We start from the raw sequence: 17,937 nt of genomic DNA, 5'->3' as shown, positions 1-17,937 counted from the left end.
CCAGGTGGTGGGCACCATGGAAGAGCGGCTGTTCCATGTCTCCGGTGACCGGCTCTTCCTGGTACCCAGGTGGTGGGCACCATGGAAGAGCGGCTGTTCCATGTCTCCGGTGACCGGCTCTTCCTGGTACCCAGGTGGTGGGCACCATGGAAGGGCACGCTCTACGTGCTGCGGGAGCAGCAGGACGGCGTGCGGGTGGAATACGTCAGTGGGGCCGGCTACCGCGCGAACGAGTGCCCCTGAGCTGCCGGGATCACGGCCGCCACAGCGAATGCTCCCGCTCCGCCCACTCCCGGCTCACCGACCCCGTGCGCATCCCCCGTCGGGCCTCCGGGTCCGCCAGGGCCATGCCGATGTGGCCGGCCAGGACGATGCCGATGGTCAGGGCCAGCCAGTCGTGGACGAAGGTTGCGCTGGTGCGCCACATCAGGGGAGTGAGCTGGGTGAACCACATCATCAGGCCCGTGGCGAGCATGACCAGCGTGGCGCCGGCGATCCAGGACGCGTAGATCTTCTGGCCGGCGTTGAACTTCGCGGCCGGGCGGGATCCGGGGGTGCGGTCGCGGTGCAGGACCGCACGGAGCCAGCGGCGGTCGTGGGGGCCGAAGCGGTTCAGCCGGCCCAGGTCGGCTCGCAGGGCGCGGGAGGCGAGGCCTGCGAGGAGCGGGACGGGGAGGGCCAGGCCCGCCCACTCGTGGATACGGACCACCAGCTCGCGTCTGCCGACCAGCTCGGCGAGCTGGGGGACGTACAGGCAGGCCGCGGTCACCAAGCAGGTGAGCATCAGCACGGCCGTCGTGCGGTGGACCCACCTGGTCGCCCGCCCGAAGCGGCGGAGGCTCGCCGTCGGCGGGGCCTCAGCTCGTAGGTTCATCGTCGCGTCCGTTCGAGCGGCCCACCCAGGCGTCGACGTCGTAGCCGCGCTCCTCCCAGTAGCCCGGGCGGACGTCCTCGGTGACCGTGATGCCCGAGAGCCACTTGGCGGATTTGTAGAAGTACATGGGGGCCACATAGAGGCGGGCCGGGCCGCCGTGGCTGTGGCCGAGGTCCTTGTCCTGCATGCGCAGGGCGACCAGGACGTCGGAGCGGCGGGCCTGGTCGAGCGTGAGGCTCTCGGTGTAGACGCCGTCGAAGCAGGTGAAGCGCACCGCCCCGGCCGACGGGCGCACTCCCGCGGCGTCCAGGAGCCGGGACAGGCGCACTCCTTCGAAGGGGGTGCCGGGAACCCGCCAGCCGGTGACGCACTGGACGTCGCGGACCATGCGGGTCTGCGGCAGGGCGCGCAGCTCGGCCAGGGTGTACGACCTCGGGCGGTCGACCAGGCCGTCGATGGTGAGCCGGTAGTTCCCGGCGTTCTTGCGCGGCACCGAGGAGGCGACCGAGTAGTAGCGGAAGCCGCCGCCGTTGGGGAGCAGACCGGTCAGGCCCGTCGGGTCCTTCTCGGCGGCGCCCGCGAGGAAGGACTCCATACCGCGTTGCAGGACGGGCGCGGAGATCACGCCGAGCGCGCCCAGGCCCAGCGTGCCGAGGAGGACCCGGCGGCCGATCGGCGTACCGCGTTCCTCGGGCTGTGCCGGTTCTTCGGGGTTCACATGTTCATTCGAGCACCCGCGGCCCACTGCGGGCCAGGGGCCGCGGGTGCCCGTCAGAGTTCCGTAATCTCAGTGCGACGTCTCCGCCGCCTTCTCCAGCTGGAACGCCTCGTTGCCCAGGCCGATACGGGCGTGCGCCTCGGGGTTGCGGGCCCGCAGGACGAGGCCCTGGACCAGGCCGCCGACCAGGGCGAGGGCGATGATGCCGGGCAGGATCCAGTTCAGGGACGAACCGGGGCCCGAGCCGACGAGCACGTCGAAGTCCTTGACGGTGTAGACGACGATGAACAGCAGCGCGACCGTGGCGAGCCCGGCGGCGGCCAGCCGCCAGAACTGGCTGCCCGCGGCCCCGCGGCGGACGAAGAAGGCCACGACGGACACCGAGGCGATGGCCATCAGGAGCGTGACGCCGAGCGCGCCGACGTTGCCCATCCAGGTGAACAGGTGCAGCACGGGCGCGGTCGGGTCGCCGGTCGGCTTGTCGTCGGCGAGCGCGAAGGCGGCCACGACCACCAGGGCGACCACCGTCTGGAGCAGGGAGCCCGTTCCGGGGGCGCCGCTCGCGCTGCGGGTGCGGCCGAAGGCGGCGGGCAGCAGGCCCTCACGGCCCATGGCGAAGGCGTAGCGGGCGACGACGTTGTGGAAGCTGAGCATCGCGGCGAACATGCCGGTCACGAAGAGCACGTGCAGGACATCGGTGAAGGTCTCCCCCACCAGGCCCTCGGTGAGGAAGAACAGCATCCCGGCGCTCTGTTCCTTCGCGGTGCCGACGACGGCGCCGGGGCCGGTGGCGACGGTGATCGCCCAGCAGGTGAGGGTGTAGAAGACGGCGATGCCGCCGATGGCCAGGAACATCACGCGCGGCACGAGGACATGCGGGCGGCTGGTCTCCTCGGCGTACACGGGGGCCTGTTCGAAGCCGAGGAAGGCCGCGACGCAGAAGCACAGGGCGGTGCCGATGCCGGCGCCGCTGAGCGTGTCCCAGTTGAAGGCTTGCAGCGACAGGCCCTCGGGGCCGGGATCGCCGAGGGCGGCCACGTCGAAGATCACGACGAGTGCCACCTCGATGAGGAGCAGAACGCCGAGCACGCGCGCGTTGAGGTCGATCTTCAGCCAGCCGAGCGCGCCGACGAACAGCACGGCCAGCAGCGCCGGTATCCACCAGGCGAGCTCGATCTCCAGGTAGGTGGCGAACAGACCGGAGACCTCGAAGCCGAAGATGCCGTAGATGCCGACCTGGAGGGAGTTGTAGGCGACCAGCGCGACCAGGGCCGAGCCGGCGCCCGCGGTGCCGCCGAGGCCGCGGGAGATGTAGGCGTAGAAGGCACCGGCGTTGTGCACGTGCCGGCTCATCTCGGCGTACCCGACGCTGAAGAGGGCGAGCACCACGCCGAGGATCACGAAGAGGAGCGGCTGCCCGACGATGCCCATGACCCCGAAGGTCGTGGGCATGACACCAGCGACCACCATGAGGGGTGCGGTCGCGGCGAGCACGGACAGCAGCAGACCGACCGTGCCGAGCCGGTCGGCGCGCAGGGCCCGGTCCTGGCCCTTGAACGTACTGATGCCGCCGCTGTCGGTGAGGGGACTGCTCGTTCTCGAACTGCCCGTCGTCATCGCGGGTCGTCCTTTCGGGGGTAGCGGGGGTGAAGGTGCTTCAGCGCTTCAGTGCTTCAGTGCTTCAGTGCTTCAGTGCTTCAGGTGCTGCAGGTGTTTCCTGTGCGGGTGTTTCACACCGTCCCGAGCGCGTTGTCGCGGGCGGCACGGAAGGCGGGGTACGGATCGCGGTCCGGGTAGGACCAGGGCGCCGGGGTGGCGTTTTCGCCGATGCGGTGGAACAGGGCGGCCGCCTCGGCGCCCCGGCCCTCGCAGTACTTGGCGTGGGCGAGGAAGTTCAGATCGACCAGGCGGCGCGGATGGCCCTCGTGCTCCCACTCCAGCCACCAGTCGAAGGCGGCCTTCATCACCTGGCGGGCCCGGCGGCCGACCCAGTGCCCGGAGGCGGCCGGGTCGGCGCTCTCGTGCCCGGCGGCGGCCAGCACGCGGTAGCGCTCGGCGTGCGCGATGACCGGGAGGATCGCCAGCGGGGAGTCGGCGGGGGCACGCTCGGCGGCGCCGTTGGCGAAGTCGTAGACCTCGTGCAGCGGGTCCGGGCCCACGGCCGGGTGGCGCTCGGCGAGCCGGGCGACCATCAGATGGTGGGCGTGGTGGTGGTCGGGGTGCCGATGGCGCACTTCCTCGAAGAGCTTCAGCGCGTCCTCCTCGGTGCCCGTGCCCCGGGTGAGCATGAGCAGGCCGAGCCACGGGGTGGGGTCGGCCGGGGCGGACGCGGCCGCCGCGTGGCAGGCCTCGCGGGCGCGGGCCGGCTTCTCCTTGCCGCGCAGGGCGCGCTGGACCTGGGCGAGGGCGAGCAGGACGCGGGCATCGGCGGACTCGGGCTCGGCGAGCAGCCACTCCCGGGCCCAGGGGGCGCTGTAGGGCTCCTGGGCGAGGACGGTGACGCGGTGGCCGCGGCGGTCCCAGTCGTCGGCGGTGTGGGCGAGCAGGGTGCGGGCGGTCTGCCACCGGCCCTGCGCCAACGCCGCCCGCGCGGCGGTCAGTTCCAGGTCGTCGAGAGCGCCGTCCAGGGTCTGGGCCGCGCGTTTGCGGCCGCGGCCCAGGGGTGGCGGGGGTGGAGACACCGCGGGACATCCTCACGCGACGCGGGGCCGTCGTCTGGTTTCGGTTTGCCATCGAGCGATCACGCACAGCCAACCCCCCGCCAATGCTTCGCGTCAAGGGCCGCCAGAGTGTTACACGCGTCAACTCCTGTTACAGATGAGGCACTTGTGACACATTGCAGGGGCTCGTGGCCGTCCGGATCGTGGGATTGGACCGTACCTGTGGCGTACACCATGGCTTTTCCGGCGCCGAGCACGGAGCATGGCGGGTAGTCCATCGCTCCCAGGGGCGCGCCGGGTCCCGGGACGCTACAGTCGGCCCCTACGCAGTACGCACCCCGAGCCCCGGCCGAACGATCGAGGAACGTCGCGTGTCGCTTCAGGTTCTGATTCTCGCCGTGAGCGCCGCCTGCTGCCTGGGCTTCGGATTCGTCCTGCAGCAGAACGCCGCCCAGAAGGCGCCCCTCAGCGACTTCCTCTCCCCCCGGATCCTGCTGGACCTGGTGAAGGTTCCGCGCTGGCTCGGCGGTATCGCCCTGATGGTCGTCGGCATGGCGCTCGGCGCCGTCGCCCTCGGCCAGGGCGAGCTGTCCCTGGTGGAACCGCTGCTCGCGACCAACCTCCTCTTCGCCATGGCCCTGTCCCGGCGCCAGACCAAGCAGCCCCTGGGCCGCCAGGGCTGGCTGGGTCTGCTGCTGCTCGCGGGCGGGGTGACCGCGTTCATCGTGGCCGGCCAGCCGACCGGCGGCACCGCACTGACGGACCCGTTCCGGCAGTGGCTGATCATCGGCGTCATGGTCGGGACGGCCCTGCTGCTCACGGCGTACGCCAAGCGCTCACGGCTCAGCTCGGGCCCGGTCCTGCTCGCCACGGCCGCCGGGCTCCTCTACGGCGTCCAGGACGCGCTCACCCGGGTGACGGGCCAGCGTTTCAGCGAGGGCGGCCTGGCCGAGGTGCTGACCAGCTGGCAGCCGTACGCCGTGCTGGCGCTCGGTGTCACCGGTCTGGTGCTGGTGCAGAGCGCCTTCGAGACCGCGTCGCTGCGCATGTCGCTGCCCGCCCTGACCGCCGCCCAGCCGCTGGCCGGCATCGCCTGCGGGGTCGGCTTCCTCGGCGACCGGCTCCGCACCGATGTGGGCGCCCTGGCCTGGGAGTCCGCCGGGCTCGCCGCGATCGTCGTGGGCATCATCCTGCTCGGACTCCACCCAGCGATGCCGTCCGGCGCGACGGTCAGGGAACCGGCACGGGACCTCCAGCCTGCCGGGTGACACCCGGGCCCTGCTTGGATGGGGCGCATGAGCGCAGCTGACGAGATCCTCGACATCGTCGACGAGAACGACCACGTCATCGGACAGCTTCCGCGCGGCCGGGTGTACGCCGAGGGCCTGCGGCACCGGTGCGTGTTCATCCAGGCCAGGGACGCCGAGGGCCGCCTGTTCGTCCACCGCCGCACCCCGGCCAAGCTGGTCTTCCCCTCCTTGTACGACGTGTTCGTCGGCGGTGTCGTCGGCGCGGGCGAGTCCTACGACCGGGCCGCCCTGCGGGAGGCCGAGGAGGAGCTCGGGGTGTCCGGGCTGCCGGAGCCGGAGTTCCTCTTCAAGTTCCTCTACGAGGACGGCGCCGGGCACAGCTGGTGGTCGGCCGTGTACGAGGTGCGCTGCGAGCTGCCGGTGAGCCCGCAGGTGGAGGAGGTGGCCTGGCACGCCTTCCTGCCGGAGGCGGAGGTGGAAACGCGCCTCGCCGAGTGGGAGTGGGTGCCGGACGGCCTCGCCGCGTACGAGCGGCTGCGGGCGCACAGGGCGGCGGAGGGCTCCCGGTAGGGTCCGGGGCGTGATCGAATTTGTACGGAACGTCCGGCTGTGGTTCGCGCCCGAGGAGATCCGGCGGGAGGGCGGCACACCGGACTACCGCTTCTCGCTGGCGAACGAGCGCACCTTCCTGGCCTGGCTGCGCACCGCGATGGCGCTGATCGGCGGCGGTTTCGCCGTGGACCAGTTCCTGCCGGACCTGCGCTGGGGCTGGCGGGTCGGACTGGCCCTGGCGCTGCTCGCGGCGGGCGTGCTGTGCTCCCTGCGCGCGGTCAATCACTGGGTGGCCTGTGAGCGGGCGATGCGCCGGGGTGAGGATCTGCCGGTCTCGCGGTTCCCGGCGGTGCTGAGCATGGTGGTCGCGGTCGTGGCCCTCGCGATGGTCGTGGTGGTGCTCGTCGGGTGGGAGGGATGACCGCGCAGCCGGTGCGGGACCCTGGGCTCCAGCCCGAGCGGACCAGGCTCGCCTGGCGTCGTACGACCTTGGCGGGCACCGTCGCCGCGGTACTGGCCGTGAGGGCGGCCCTGCACGGCGGGGTCTCGGCTCCGCGGATCGTCGTGTGCGCCCTGTGTGGTGTGCTGTGGCTGGGGTTCCTCACGGTCGCCAACCGCCGTATCCACACCCTCGCGACCAGCCGGGCACCGGCGGCACTCGCGCCCCGGCACGCCACGGCGGCGGTCCTCTGCACGGTCGCGCTGGCGGTGTGCGGCGCGCTGCTGCTCTTCTAGGCCCGTACTTCGCAGGTCGCCGAAAAGGTTCTCCGCATCGGCCTCACGGCGTCCGATCTCGACCGGGCCGGACCGAGACGGCCATCGCTGCTGCGGTTCCGACCGGCGAGCGATCAGCTACGACCGCTTGGTCTTCACGATCGGGTGACCTGCGAAGTACGGGTCTAGGGCTCCTGTTCTCCCAGAACTCCTGACCTTCCAGGGCTCGTGTCCCTAAAGGACCCCTGGTCCTCCAGGACTCCTGGTCCTCTAGGACTCGTCGTCCCAGGCGACCGTCACCACGATCTTCCCCCGGGTCCGCCCCTCCTCATTGAGCCGGTAGGCGTCCGCCGCCCGCTCCAGCGGGAAGGTCTCCGAGACGTGCACGGAGACCGCGCCCCCTTCGGCCAGTTCGGTCAGCCTCAGGAGGTCCTCGGCGTCGGGCCGTACGAAGTAGTAGCGGCCGCCGTAGCCGAAGACCTCCGGGTCGGCGATGGACACCAGCCGTCCTTCCGGGCTCAGCACGTTCGCCGACGCCTGTAGCGCCTGGCCGCCGACGGTGTCGAGGACGGCGTCCACGCCCTCGGGGGCCAGGCCCCGTACCCGCTCCACCAGGCCCTCGCCGTACTCGACCGGCTCGCCGCCGAGGCCGCGCACGAAGTCGTGGTTTTTCGCGCTCGCGGTGCCGATCACCCGGGCGCCCACATGACGGGCGAGCTGGACGGCGATGGAGCCGACCCCGCCGGCCGCCGCGTGCACCAGGACCGTCTCGCCGCGCTTCACCTGGAGCACCTTGATCAGCACCTGATAGGCGGTCAGGCCGACCAGCGGCAGCCCGGCCGCCTCCTCGAAGGAGAGGTTGCGGGGCTTGCGGGCCAGGGTGCGCACCGGGGCGGCGACGTACTCGGCGAAGGTGCCTCGGCACAGAAGGTCCTCGCGTACGTATCCGATGACCTCGTCCCCGACGGCGAACTCCGTGACGGACACCCCGGGTTGCACGACCACTCCGGAGACGTCCCATCCGATGACCACCGGGAAGACGGCCTGCAGGGCGCCGTCGAGGTAGCCCTCGCGGCACTTCCAGTCGACCGGATTCACGGCCGCCGCCCGCACCTTGACCAGCACCGAGTCGGGACCGACCTTGGGGTCGGCCACCTCACCGTGGGCCAGCACTTCGGGGCCGCCGTAGCGTGAGTAGCTGATGGCCTTCATGCCTCCGACCCTCCGGGGTGCCCGGACGCCACGCAAGCCGAATGAGCTGATATGCGCCGTTCGCGTGGCAGCCTGGCCGTCGTCATCACCCGCACCTCGAAGGTGAGCACCATGACCACCCTCCATCAGGAACACGCCGCACACGCCCACACCCACGGACCCGGCTGCGGACACACCGAGGTGCCGCACGGCGACCATGTCGACTACGCGCACGGCGGGCATCTGCACCGTCTGCACAGCGGGCACTGGGACGAGTGCGAGGCGGACGGACACATCACCCACGAGGGCCACGACCACCAGCACGGCGAGGGCTGCGGGCACGAGAGCGTGCTGCACGGCGACCACGTCGACTATGTGCACGACGGCCACCGGCACGCGGCCCACGCCGGCCACTGGGACGACCACTGAGGTACTGAACCGGCCCAAAGACACCCTCCGACAGCTCCCCGTCGCCCCGCGCGGGGAGCTGTCGGCCTATCGTGGCTCCGATCACGTTGGGCTCGCGCACTGGACGACATACCGACCGGTCGGCATCATTGGTCGGGACTCGTTCACCTGCCTGTAGGAGCATCGATGAGCCCCGACCACCCGCCCGGACTCGATCTCGACCGGCTGCGCGCCCTGCTGGAGCGCGAGCGCCCCGGCCTGGTGCACGGCCCGCTGACCGGCCGGCTGATCGAGGGTGGACGGTCGAACCTCACCTACGCCGTCACGGACGGCACCGCACGGTGGGTCGTACGTCGCCCTCCGCTCGGCCATGTCCTCGCCACCGCGCACGACATGAAGCGCGAGCACCGCGTGATCAGCGCGCTGCATCCGACGAACGTGCCGGTGCCGCGGCCGCTCGTGCTGTGCGAGGACGACGAGGTGCTCGGGGCGCCCTTCTACATCATGGAGTTCGTCGAGGGCACCCCGTACCGCACCGCCGACCAGCTGGTCCCACTGGGCGCGGAGCGCACCCGTCAGGCGGTGCTCTCGCTCGTGGACACCCTCGTCGACCTGCACGCGGTGGACCCCGCTGAGGTGGGCCTCGCCGACTTCGGCCGCCCGGAGGGCTTCCTGGACCGCCAACTGCGCCGCTGGGGCAAGCAGTTGGACGCCTCCCGCAACCGTGAGCTGGCCGGCATCGACGAGCTGCACGCCACCCTGGGCCGCCGGCTGCCCGTCTCCCCCACACCGACGGTGATCCACGGCGACTACCGTCTGGACAACGTCCTGATCGGCGGCGACGACCAGATCAAGGCCATCCTCGACTGGGAGATGTCCACGCTCGGCGACCCGCTCACCGACCTCGGCCTGCTGGTCATGTACAGCAAGCCGCTGGACATGCCCGACTCCCCCGTCTCCACCACCGCCGAAGCCCCGGGGCACCCGGATCCGGCAGAACTGATCGAGCGGTACGCGGCGCGCTCGGGACGCGACGTCTCCGCGGTCTCCTGGTACACGGCGTTCGCCTGGTTCAAGCTCGCCGTGATCCTGGAGGGCATCCACTACCGCTACACGCTGGGCCAGACCGTCGGACGCGGCTTCGACCGCATCGGCGATCTGGTCCCGGTCTTCATCGAGCACGGTCTGACCACTCTTCAGGAAGGCTGACGGGACATGGACTTCGCGTTCGACGCACGCACGGACGAGCTGCGCGCCAAGCTGCTCGCCTTCATGGACGAGTACGTCTATCCGGCCGAGGCCGTGGCGGAGGAACAGCGCGCACAGCTGGCCTCGCCGTGGGACACGCCGGCCGTCGTCGAGGAGCTCAAGGCGGAGGCGCGCAGGCAGGGGCTGTGGAACCTCTTCCTCCCCGATGCCGAGCACGGCGCCGGGCTCACCAACCTCCAGTACGCTCCGCTTGCCGAAATCACCGGCCGCTCCCCGCAGTTGGCGCCCACGGCGACGAACTGCGCGGCACCCGACACCGGGAACATGGAGGTGCTGGCCCAGTTCGGCAACGAGCAGCAGAAGAAGCAGTGGCTGGAGCCGCTGCTGGCGGGTGAGATCCGCTCGGCGTTCGCGATGACGGAGCCCGAGGTGGCCTCCTCGGACGCCACCAACATCACTACGCACATCGAGCGAGCCTCCGACGGCACAGACGAGTACGTCATCACCGGGCGCAAATGGTACGCCTCCGGGGCGATGAACCCGGACTGCAAGATCTTCATCGTGATGGGCAAGACCGACCCGGACGGCGCGGACATCCGCCGCCAGCAGTCCATGGTCCTGGTCCCGCGCGGCACCCCGGGCGTCACCGTCAGGCGCGCGATGCAGGTCTTCGGCTACGAGGACCACTCCCACGGCGGCCACGCCGAGGTGGTCTTCGACCACGCGCGTGTGCCGGTGGCCAACCTGATCGGCGAGGAGGGCGGCGGCTTCGCCATCGCGCAGGCCCGCCTCGGGCCCGGCCGTATCCACCACTGCATGCGGCTGATCGGCATGGCCGAGCGGGCGATCGAGCTGATGTGCCGCAGGGCCGTGTCCCGTACGGCGTTCGGCAAGCCACTGGCCCAGCAGGGCGTGGTGCACAACTGGATCGCGGACGCGCGGGTGACCGTGGAGCAGCTGCGGCTGCTCGTCCTGAGGACGGCCTGGCTGATGGACACCGTCGGCAACAAGGGCGCCCACGCCGAGATCCAGGCCATCAAGATCGCCACCCCGCGCGCGGTGGTCGACATCATCGACCGGGCGATCCAGCTGCACGGCGCGGGCGGGGTGAGCCAGGACTTCCCGCTGGCCGAGCTGTACGCGAGCGCCCGCACGCTGATGATCGCGGACGGCCCGGACGAGGTGCACCAGCGGTCGCTGGCGCGGCGGGAGCTGAAGAAGTACCTGTAGGGACTCCTACGGTCTGAGAGCCCTCAGGAGCAGGTCGGCCAGCTGGTCGGCGACCTCCTGGGGGCTCATCGGGCCGTCGGGGCGGTACCAGGTCGACAGGTGGTGGACCGAGCCGAAGTGGTAGTCCACCACCAGGTCGGCCGGGGTCGCCTTGGAGAAGACGCCGGCCTCCTGCCCCTCCTCGATGAGCGCGCGGAAGCGCTCGTGGTAGCGCCGGCGCTCGGCGCGCACCTGCTTGTTCTTCTCGGGGCTCAGATGGTGCATCGAGCGGAAGAAGATCGACGCGTCGTCGAGGTTGTCGATGGTGGTGACGACGACATCGGCGGCCGCGGCGCGCAGCCGCTTCTCCACCGGCTCGTCGGCGCCCGCGAAGGCGTCCAGACGCTCCTGCTGGACGCGCAGCACGCGCGCGTACACCTCGTGCAGGAGGTCGTCCTTGGAGCCGAAGTAGTGGTACAGCGCCCCCTTGGTGACGCCGGCCGCCTCCACGATCTCCTGCACCGAGGTCCGGTCGTAGCCCCGCTCGGCGAAGAGCCGGGTGGCGGCGGCCAACAGCCGCTGCGGGACGGGGGTGCCGTCTCCGTCCGTCGTCCTGGGCACTGTGCCGCCACCTGCCTTCCGAGTTCTCAATTGCTGTCGTGCGGGCGGGAACGAAGTTCCCGCCGGAGGATCTTCCCACTCGCCGTCTTCGGCAGGTCGGGCAGTATCTCCACCTGGCGCGGGTATTTGTAAGCGGCCAGTCTCTCCTTGCAGTACACCGCGAGTTCATCCGGGTCGGTTTGGACGCCCGGACGCAGGCTGATGTACGCCTTGACGGTCTCCCCGCGATACCCGTCGGGCACCCCGACGACGGCCGCCTCGCGCACCGCCGGATGGGTGTACAGCACGTCCTCGACCTCGCGCGGCCACACCTTGAAGCCGGACGCGTTGATCATGTCCTTCTTGCGGTCGACGACGTACAGCCAGCCCTCGGGATCCATGAACCCGATGTCACCGGTGCGCAGCTCACCGCCCGGGAAGGTCTCCTGGGTGGCCTCGGGCCGCCGCCAGTACCCGGGCACGACCTGCGGCCCGCTCACGACGATCTCGCCCTGCTCGCCGAAGGGCACCTCCGCGCCCTCCTCGTCGACGATCCGCACGACCGTGTCGGGACCTGGCACCCCCACGGCGAGCGTCCCGGAGCCCGGGTCCACGGGCGCCTCCCGGCCCGGCGGTACGGCGGCGCAGGGCGCGGTGCACTCGGTGAGCCCGTAGCCGTTGCGGATGTACGGCCCGAATCCGGCCCGGAACTTCTCCACCAGCGCGGGCGGCAGCGGGGCGCCTCCGGAGGAGATGATCCGGAAGGAGGCGAAGTGGTCGCGGGTCACCGAGGGATGGGCGGCCAGCGCCATGAAGGCGGTCGACGGACCGACGGTGTAGTGCGGGTGGTGCTCGGCGAACGCGTCCAGCACCACACCGGCCTCGAAGCGGTACGCCAGCACCAGCGTGCCCGCGCTGTTCAGACAGGCGCCGAACTGGCAGACCATGCCGGTGATGTGGAACAGCGGGGCCATGGCGAAGTACACCGGCGCCTCGGGCAGCGGCAGTCCGGTCCGCTGCCGCTCGGCGTTGTGCATGATGTTGCCGTGCGTGTTGGTGGCGCCCTTGGGGGTGCCGCTGGTGCCGGAGGTGTAGCTGATCAGCGCGATGTCGGAGGGCCGCGGGTCGCGCCCCTCGGGCGCCCGGTGACCGGCGCGGGCCACGGCCGTCAGATCGTCGGCGTCGGCGGTCTGCGGCAGCCGCTCGAAGTTCAGCACGCGCGCGTCGCCGCGCGTCTGGAAGTCCAGCTCACAGCCCGTGAGCACGATCCGCACCGGCGAGTCCGCGGCGGTCTCGCGCAGATACGACTCCCAGGCACGGTCGGAGCAGATCAGCGCCGTCACCTCCCCGTCCCGCAGGACGTGCGCCATCTCCCCCGACTTGTACATCGGGTTGACCGGCACGACGGTCGCGCCCGCCTTCCAGGCGCCGAGCACGGCGAGCGCGAAGAGCGGGGAGTTCTGGAGCAGCACGGCCACCCGGTCGCCGCGCTCAAGGCCCCGAGCGGCCAGATGCCCGGCGACGGAGTCGCTCAGCTCGTCGGCCTCGCGATAGGAGAGGCGGCCGTCGAAGTAGGCGAGGAAGGCACGGTCCGGGTGCTCGGCGGTGGCCCGGCGCAGGGCGTGCACCAGGGAGTCGGCGGGGTCGATCGGGGCGCGCTGGGCATCGTCGAGGAGGGCGAGCCAGGGCTTGGCCGCGTACCGGGAGTCGCTCACCGGCCGGCCTCCCACTTCTGCTGGATGCGGTTCATGGTCCCGAGCCAGCGGTCGGGATCCCCCGCCCGGGACTGGTAGAACCCGGCGACCTCGGGATGCGGAAGGATCAGGAACCGGTCGTCCGCCATGCCCTTGAACAGCGCGTCGGCCACGTCGTCGGGCTCGATGGCGGTCGGCTGGAGCACCAGGTCGCCCGCGCTCCCGGTGGCGGCGAGCATGTCGGTCCGCACGCCCTGCGGACAGATGGCGTGCACCTTGATCCCCCGGTGCCGGTAGGTCAGCGACAGCCACTCGGCGAAGGCGTACGCACCGTGCTTGGTGACGCTGTAGGGCGCGGCGCCGATCATGGTGAGCAGCCCGGCGGCGGACACGGTGGAGACGAACCGCCCCTGCCCACGCTCCAGCCACCCCGGGATGAGCTCCTGGGCGGCCCGGACATGAGCCATGACGTTGACGTCCCAGGCGAGCGCCCAGACGTCCTCCCCGGCAGCCTCGGATCCGCCGGAGCCGACGCCGGCGTTGGCGCAGTAGACGTCGATGGCGCCGCCGAGGGCGTCACGAGCGGCCCCGACGACGGCGGAGGCGTCCCCCGGCACGGCGATCCCACCGATCTCAGCGGCGACGGCTTCAGCCTTGCGAGCGTCGAGATCATTGACGACGACTCGGGCTCCAGCAGAGGCGAACCGCCGGGCCAGAGCGGCCCCGATCCCACCGCCGGCCCCCGTGACAACCACTGACGCACCCTGCAAGGCTTCCACCATCGATCTCCTTCGACTGCGGCTCAGGTAGGCAGGGCCAGACTAACCGGTCGGTATGTATGAGAGAAGGGCGTGGAAGGTACCGGGTCGGGGGCGCGGGGCTGTATCGATGTGCGGCTCAGCCGCGCGGGCGCGACAAGCCACACCCAACCGGCACCTTACGAACAACCGCACCACCCCTTACGGTGCCCTCCATGCGCCTAACGAGACGAACTCTCCTCATGGCAACCCCGGCCTTGGCAGCAACCACAACCTCCGCGGCCGCGGCAGAACAAGGCGGCCGCAGGCTGCAGACCGGCTTCGAACGCCTGGTCGCCGACGGGTACTCCGCACTCGAGGGCCGGCGCGTCGGCATCGTCACCAACCCCACCGGCATCACCCGAGAAGCCCGTCACATCGTCGACGTCATGCACGAAGACGACAGGGTGGATCTCAGGGCCGTTTTCGGCCCGGAGCACGGCTTCCGGGGCACCGCCCAGGCGGGCGGCTCCGAAGGCCGCTACGACGACCCCGCCACCGGCCTCCCCGTCTACGACACGTACCTCAAGAGCGGCCAGCCCCTCGCCGACATCTTCACGACGTCCGGCGTCGACACCGTCGTCTTCGACATCCAGGACGTGGGCGCCCGCTTCTACACCTACATCTGGACGCTCTACGACTGCATGGAGGCAGCCCGGCTCGCAGGCAAGCGCTTCGTCGTGCTGGACCGCCCGAACCCGGTCACCGGCCGCTCCGCCCAAGGGCCCGTCCTGCACAAGGAGTTCGCCACCTTCGTAGGCCGGCAGCCGATCTCGCAGGCGCACGGGATGACGGTCGCCGAGCTGGCCCTGCTGTTCAACGGGGAGTTCCTGACAGCCCCCGTCCCCCTGGAGACCGTCACGATGACGGGCTGGCGGCGCTCGGAGTTCTACGACGCCTCGCGTCTGCCCTGGGTCCCGCCGAGCCCGAACATGCCGACTCCGGACACGGCGCTCGTGTACTCGGGGACCTGTCTCTTCGAGGGCACGAACCTTTCGGAGGGCCGGGGCACCACCCGCCCCTTCGAACTCCTCGGCGCGGAGGGCATCGACGGCCGCTGGGCCGCCGAGGCCAACCGACTCGGCCTGCCCGGCGTGCACTTCAGGGAGGCGTACTTCGCGCCCACCTTCTCCAAGTTCCAGGGCAAGACCGTCGGCGGCGTCCAGATCCACGTCCACGACCGGGCCGCCTACGACGCCGTCCGCACCGGAGTCGCCCTCCTCGTCACCGCCAAGAAGACGTTCTCCGGCTTCACTTGGCGCTCCGACAACTGGATCGACAAGCTCACCGGCTCCACTCAGGTCCGCACGGCGATCGACGCGGGCGCGAGCACCGACGAGGTGGTGGCGGGCTGGCAGGAGGAATTGGCCGCGTTCCGGAGGATTCGAAAGGAATACCTCCTCTACAGATGACCCGCGCCGTATGGCCAACTCTGCGCCGTGGCGGGACGATGCGCCCACATCGCACCGCTACGGGGGACGGAGGGGCCCGTCATGGCACGACCGGCAATGAGCGTGTCTCCATATGGGGAGCTGACCTTCGACGCGGACGGAGACGCGGACGCCCGCGCCCGGGACCGGCTGCTCGCCGGGGTGGCCCAGCACGGCGTGCGTGATCTGCTCGTCTTCGCGCACGGCTGGAACAACGACCGCTCCGGGGCGACACGGCTCTACGACAGCTTCTTCGCGCCGGTCCCGGAGCTGGCGCCGGAGGCCAAGGTCGGGTACGTGGGCGTCGTATGGCCGTCGATGCGGTTCTCGGACGAGCCGATCCCCGACTTCCCGCGCGCCGTGGCGGCCGAGCTGCCGCCGCGGCCGGTGCTCGACAAGGACACCCGGCACGCGTTGCTGGAGACGTTCCCGGGGCGGGCGACCGTGATCGACCAGCTGGCCCGGCTGCTGGAGCAGCAGTCGCGCGAGGAGGCCGAGCTGGAGGAGTTCGGGCGTCTGGTGCGGCTGCTGGTGGATCTGGTGCCGCCGGGCCCGCAGGCGCTGTTCGCGGCGGACACGCTGGCGGAGGGGGTACCGCAGGACGAGCCGGCCATGTTCGACGGGACCGCGGCCGAGAGATGCGAGGAGTTCGCGCGGGCGCTCGCCCGGCTGCAGTCGCCTGATGAGACGGCTCCGGACGCCTCCTTCGCACTGCCGAACCCCTGGGAGGGGGCGCACGAACTGCTGCGGCAGGCGACGTACTACGCGATGAAGCGGCGGGCGGGCACGGTGGGTGAGCGGGGGCTCGGGCGGGTCATCGGGCAGCTCGCGGCGCGGTCGCCCGGGGTGCGGGTGCATCTGGTGGGGCACAGTTTCGGCGGGCGGCTGGTGTCCTTCGCGCTGCGCGGGCTGCCCAAGGGGGTGCGTACGGTGAAGTCCGTGACGCTGCTCCAAGGGGCCTTCTCGCACTACGCGTTCTCGGCCCGGCTGCCGCACGACCCGCGCGCGGGAGGGGTGCTCCAGGGGCAGCACAACCGTATCGACGGGCCGTTGGTGTGCTGTTTCTCGCGGCACGACGACGCACTGGGCACGATGTACCCGCTGGCCTCCCGGATGGCGGGTCACGACCGGGAGTTCCAGGGTCTCGACATCGGGCGGGCGCTGGGCGCCAAGTGGGGTGCGATGGGCTTCGACGGGGTGCAGGCGGTGCCCGGCACCAAGAACCTCAAGCTCGCCGACGCGCTGCGCGGGCCGTTGCCCGCGGCGGGGTGTGTGAACGTCGACGCGGCCGCGGTGGTCCGGCGTGGTGGTCCCCCGGCCGGGGCGCACAGCGACATCGTGCACCGGGAGCTGGCCCAGCTGGTGCTGGCGGCGGGCCGCGTGCGCTGACCCGCCGCCTGCTTGCGCGTCAGCGGTGCGAGGTGAACTCCACGACCTGCTGGTAGGTCGGCCGGTTCTGCCAGCTGATCCTGGCGTGGTTGATGCCGCCGAGCGGGCGCTGCACGATCGAGTCTGCACACCACTGGTCGGCCGCCGAGCAGCCGTCGTCGCCGGGACAGACCTGCGCGGCGGTCTTGCCCGCGGCCGTCTTCAGGGTGCCGATCAGGCTGTCCCGACAGGCGCTCAGGCTGCCGTTCCCGCAGTACTCACGGGCCAGCGGGCCCTGGACCGACTCACCGAGCACCGACCGGAGGTCCTTGTCGACATAGCTCCACCAGCCGTACTGGAAGGAGCTGCCGGCGTGGGCGCCGGTCGGGCCATGAGCGGCCGAGGGGGCTTCGTCGACCGGCAGGTTGGCGGTGAAGGCGGTGAACAGGCCGCTTGCAGGTCGGCCTCGGCGTACGGCGCTTGGCGCCAGAACTCCTGCTCAAGGCCCTGGTTGGCGGGGTCGCCACCGGCGAAGGATGTCAGCTGTCCTCGCCCGACGCGCCGGAAGACGTCCATGAGCCACAGCCGGTCCTCGGCCGCCGCAAGCCGGCGCCGGACTCCGTGCCGTATCTGGTGGTACCGGTGATGTGCGGCACACCGGTCTTCTTGTCGCGGACGATCGTCACGTCGCTGCGGCCGGCCGGCCTGACGGTGGAGGCGATTTGATCGGCGGGGACCTCGAACGAGGCGTCGTTGAAGAAGCTGGTGATCGTGGCGTTGGTGAGGGTGGGGTAGCCGGTGGCGAGGTTCGCGTAGGGACCCAGTTGGTCGGAGGCGTGCGCGGGCATGGTGCCGAAGGCCTGGTTGAGCAGGATCTGGGCCAGGGTGGCGTTGCCGTTCTCGCCGGGCGGCAGGATGTCGGAGCACTGGTTGCCGCAGTGGTCGGTCACCGCCGTCGTCCGCGTCCTCGGCGGCGACCGCCTGGGAAAGCGGGGACAAAAGAGCGGCAAGGAGCACGCATACGGATGCCGTCTTCAGGAACCCGGGGAATCTGCCGGGAGTTCTCTGTCTGTCGAGCGCGGTGCGGGGGATGCGCCGTGGGATGGCAGCTCCTACCGACGAGGGCGGGCCGGACGTTACCGCCGGTATCCCCGGGATTGAAGGTGAACATGCGTCACTTTTCCGCGCGTTGGGGGACGCGCGCGGACCGGCTGATGGGGGCCATCGGAAAACGGATGGAGCCGAATCGCATGTCGATACGTC

The 17,937-nt window shown here is 71.0% G+C and carries 18 protein-coding genes and 1 pseudogene; 10 read left to right on the top strand and 9 right to left on the bottom strand.

Annotation, left to right across the window (positions count from 1 at the left end; all coding sequences use genetic code 11):
• Positions 1-81 precede the first annotated feature (81 nt).
• Positions 82-243: a hypothetical protein gene (locus RMT89_RS09955; protein WP_315883443.1), complete on the top strand. Its 162-nt coding sequence runs from the start codon at positions 82-84 to the stop codon at positions 241-243.
• Positions 244-253: 10 nt separating this feature from the next.
• Here RMT89_RS09955 and RMT89_RS09950 read toward each other — a convergent pair whose 3' ends face one another.
• The 4 genes from RMT89_RS09950 to RMT89_RS09935 form a co-directional block, all read right to left on the bottom strand.
• On the bottom strand, positions 254-874 hold the full coding sequence (locus RMT89_RS09950; RefSeq protein ID WP_315883442.1) for a cytochrome b/b6 domain-containing protein: 621 nt from the start codon (positions 872-874) through the stop codon (positions 254-256).
• A complete protein-coding gene (locus tag RMT89_RS09945; protein WP_315883441.1) occupies positions 858-1,592 on the bottom strand; it encodes a molybdopterin-dependent oxidoreductase in 735 nt (244 codons plus the stop codon). The genes RMT89_RS09950 and RMT89_RS09945 overlap by 17 nt, the downstream gene beginning before the upstream one ends.
• A 69-nt stretch (positions 1,593-1,661) precedes the next feature.
• A complete protein-coding gene (locus RMT89_RS09940) occupies positions 1,662-3,209 on the bottom strand; it encodes an APC family permease (protein WP_315883440.1) in 1,548 nt (515 codons plus the stop codon).
• Between the two features lie 113 nt (positions 3,210-3,322).
• Positions 3,323-4,273 (bottom strand): hypothetical protein, encoded by a 951-nt coding sequence (locus RMT89_RS09935; RefSeq protein WP_315883439.1) that lies wholly within the window; start codon positions 4,271-4,273, stop codon positions 3,323-3,325.
• A gap of 350 nt (positions 4,274-4,623) precedes the next feature.
• On the opposite strand from RMT89_RS09935, the gene RMT89_RS09930 reads away from it, so the two are divergent.
• Genes RMT89_RS09930 through RMT89_RS09915 form a run of 4 tightly spaced genes read left to right on the top strand, consistent with a single transcriptional unit; the run spans position 4,624 to position 6,789 of the window.
• Positions 4,624-5,520, top strand: coding sequence for a DMT family transporter (locus tag RMT89_RS09930; protein WP_315883438.1), 897 nt, complete (start codon positions 4,624-4,626; stop codon positions 5,518-5,520).
• A gap of 27 nt (positions 5,521-5,547) precedes the next feature.
• Positions 5,548-6,072, top strand: a complete 525-nt coding sequence (locus RMT89_RS09925; RefSeq protein WP_315883437.1) for an NUDIX domain-containing protein — start codon at positions 5,548-5,550, stop codon at positions 6,070-6,072.
• A 10-nt stretch (positions 6,073-6,082) separates the two neighbouring features.
• Positions 6,083-6,475: a DUF202 domain-containing protein gene (locus RMT89_RS09920; protein ID WP_315883436.1), complete on the top strand. Its 393-nt coding sequence runs from the start codon at positions 6,083-6,085 to the stop codon at positions 6,473-6,475.
• Positions 6,472-6,789, top strand: coding sequence for a DUF202 domain-containing protein (locus RMT89_RS09915; RefSeq protein WP_315883435.1), 318 nt, complete (start codon positions 6,472-6,474; stop codon positions 6,787-6,789). Before RMT89_RS09920 ends, RMT89_RS09915 begins: the two co-directional genes overlap by 4 nt.
• Positions 6,790-7,038: 249 nt before the next feature.
• On the opposite strand, the gene RMT89_RS09910 is transcribed toward RMT89_RS09915, so the two are convergent.
• Positions 7,039-7,980, bottom strand: a complete 942-nt coding sequence (locus RMT89_RS09910) for an NADP-dependent oxidoreductase (protein ID WP_315883434.1) — start codon at positions 7,978-7,980, stop codon at positions 7,039-7,041.
• A 111-nt stretch (positions 7,981-8,091) separates the two neighbouring features.
• Here RMT89_RS09910 and RMT89_RS09905 point away from each other — a divergent pair, with 111 nt between their 5' ends.
• The 3 genes from RMT89_RS09905 to RMT89_RS09895 all read left to right on the top strand — a co-directional run bounded on the left by RMT89_RS09905 (position 8,092) and on the right by RMT89_RS09895 (position 10,806).
• Entirely contained in the window at positions 8,092-8,388 is a 297-nt protein-coding gene (locus tag RMT89_RS09905; protein ID WP_315883449.1) for a hypothetical protein, read from the top strand.
• 165 nt (positions 8,389-8,553) lie between these two features.
• Entirely contained in the window at positions 8,554-9,576 is a 1,023-nt protein-coding gene (locus RMT89_RS09900) for a phosphotransferase family protein (RefSeq protein ID WP_315883433.1), read from the top strand.
• Positions 9,577-9,582: 6 nt separating this feature from the next.
• On the top strand, positions 9,583-10,806 hold the full coding sequence (locus tag RMT89_RS09895; protein WP_315883432.1) for an acyl-CoA dehydrogenase family protein: 1,224 nt from the start codon (positions 9,583-9,585) through the stop codon (positions 10,804-10,806).
• Positions 10,807-10,812: 6 nt separating this feature from the next.
• Here RMT89_RS09895 and RMT89_RS09890 read toward each other — a convergent pair whose 3' ends face one another.
• Genes RMT89_RS09890 through RMT89_RS09880 form a run of 3 tightly spaced genes read right to left on the bottom strand, consistent with a single transcriptional unit; the run spans position 10,813 to position 13,861 of the window.
• On the bottom strand, positions 10,813-11,406 hold the full coding sequence (locus RMT89_RS09890) for a TetR/AcrR family transcriptional regulator (RefSeq protein ID WP_315883431.1): 594 nt from the start codon (positions 11,404-11,406) through the stop codon (positions 10,813-10,815).
• 26 nt (positions 11,407-11,432) lie between these two features.
• A complete protein-coding gene (locus RMT89_RS09885; RefSeq protein WP_315883430.1) occupies positions 11,433-13,100 on the bottom strand; it encodes an AMP-binding protein in 1,668 nt (555 codons plus the stop codon).
• On the bottom strand, positions 13,097-13,861 hold the full coding sequence (locus tag RMT89_RS09880) for an SDR family oxidoreductase (protein WP_315883429.1): 765 nt from the start codon (positions 13,859-13,861) through the stop codon (positions 13,097-13,099). Before RMT89_RS09880 ends, RMT89_RS09885 begins: the two co-directional genes overlap by 4 nt.
• Positions 13,862-14,052: 191 nt before the next feature.
• Between RMT89_RS09880 and RMT89_RS09875 the strand changes: the two genes are divergently transcribed.
• Together RMT89_RS09875 and RMT89_RS09870 are read left to right on the top strand one after the other, a co-directional pair.
• Positions 14,053-15,288: a DUF1343 domain-containing protein gene (locus tag RMT89_RS09875; RefSeq protein WP_315883428.1), complete on the top strand. Its 1,236-nt coding sequence runs from the start codon at positions 14,053-14,055 to the stop codon at positions 15,286-15,288.
• A gap of 81 nt (positions 15,289-15,369) precedes the next feature.
• Positions 15,370-16,695, top strand: coding sequence for a serine-threonine protein kinase (locus RMT89_RS09870; RefSeq protein WP_315883427.1), 1,326 nt, complete (start codon positions 15,370-15,372; stop codon positions 16,693-16,695).
• Between the two features lie 19 nt (positions 16,696-16,714).
• On the opposite strand, the pseudogene RMT89_RS09865 reads toward RMT89_RS09870, so the two are convergent.
• Positions 16,715-17,778: pseudogene (locus RMT89_RS09865) on the bottom strand (penicillin acylase family protein).
• Positions 17,779-17,937 lie beyond the last annotated feature (159 nt).

This window comes from Streptomyces sp. P17 (assembly GCF_032436805.1).
Taxonomy (GTDB): domain Bacteria; phylum Actinomycetota; class Actinomycetes; order Streptomycetales; family Streptomycetaceae; genus Streptomyces.
This window is presented reverse-complemented; position numbering and strand designations above follow the sequence as displayed.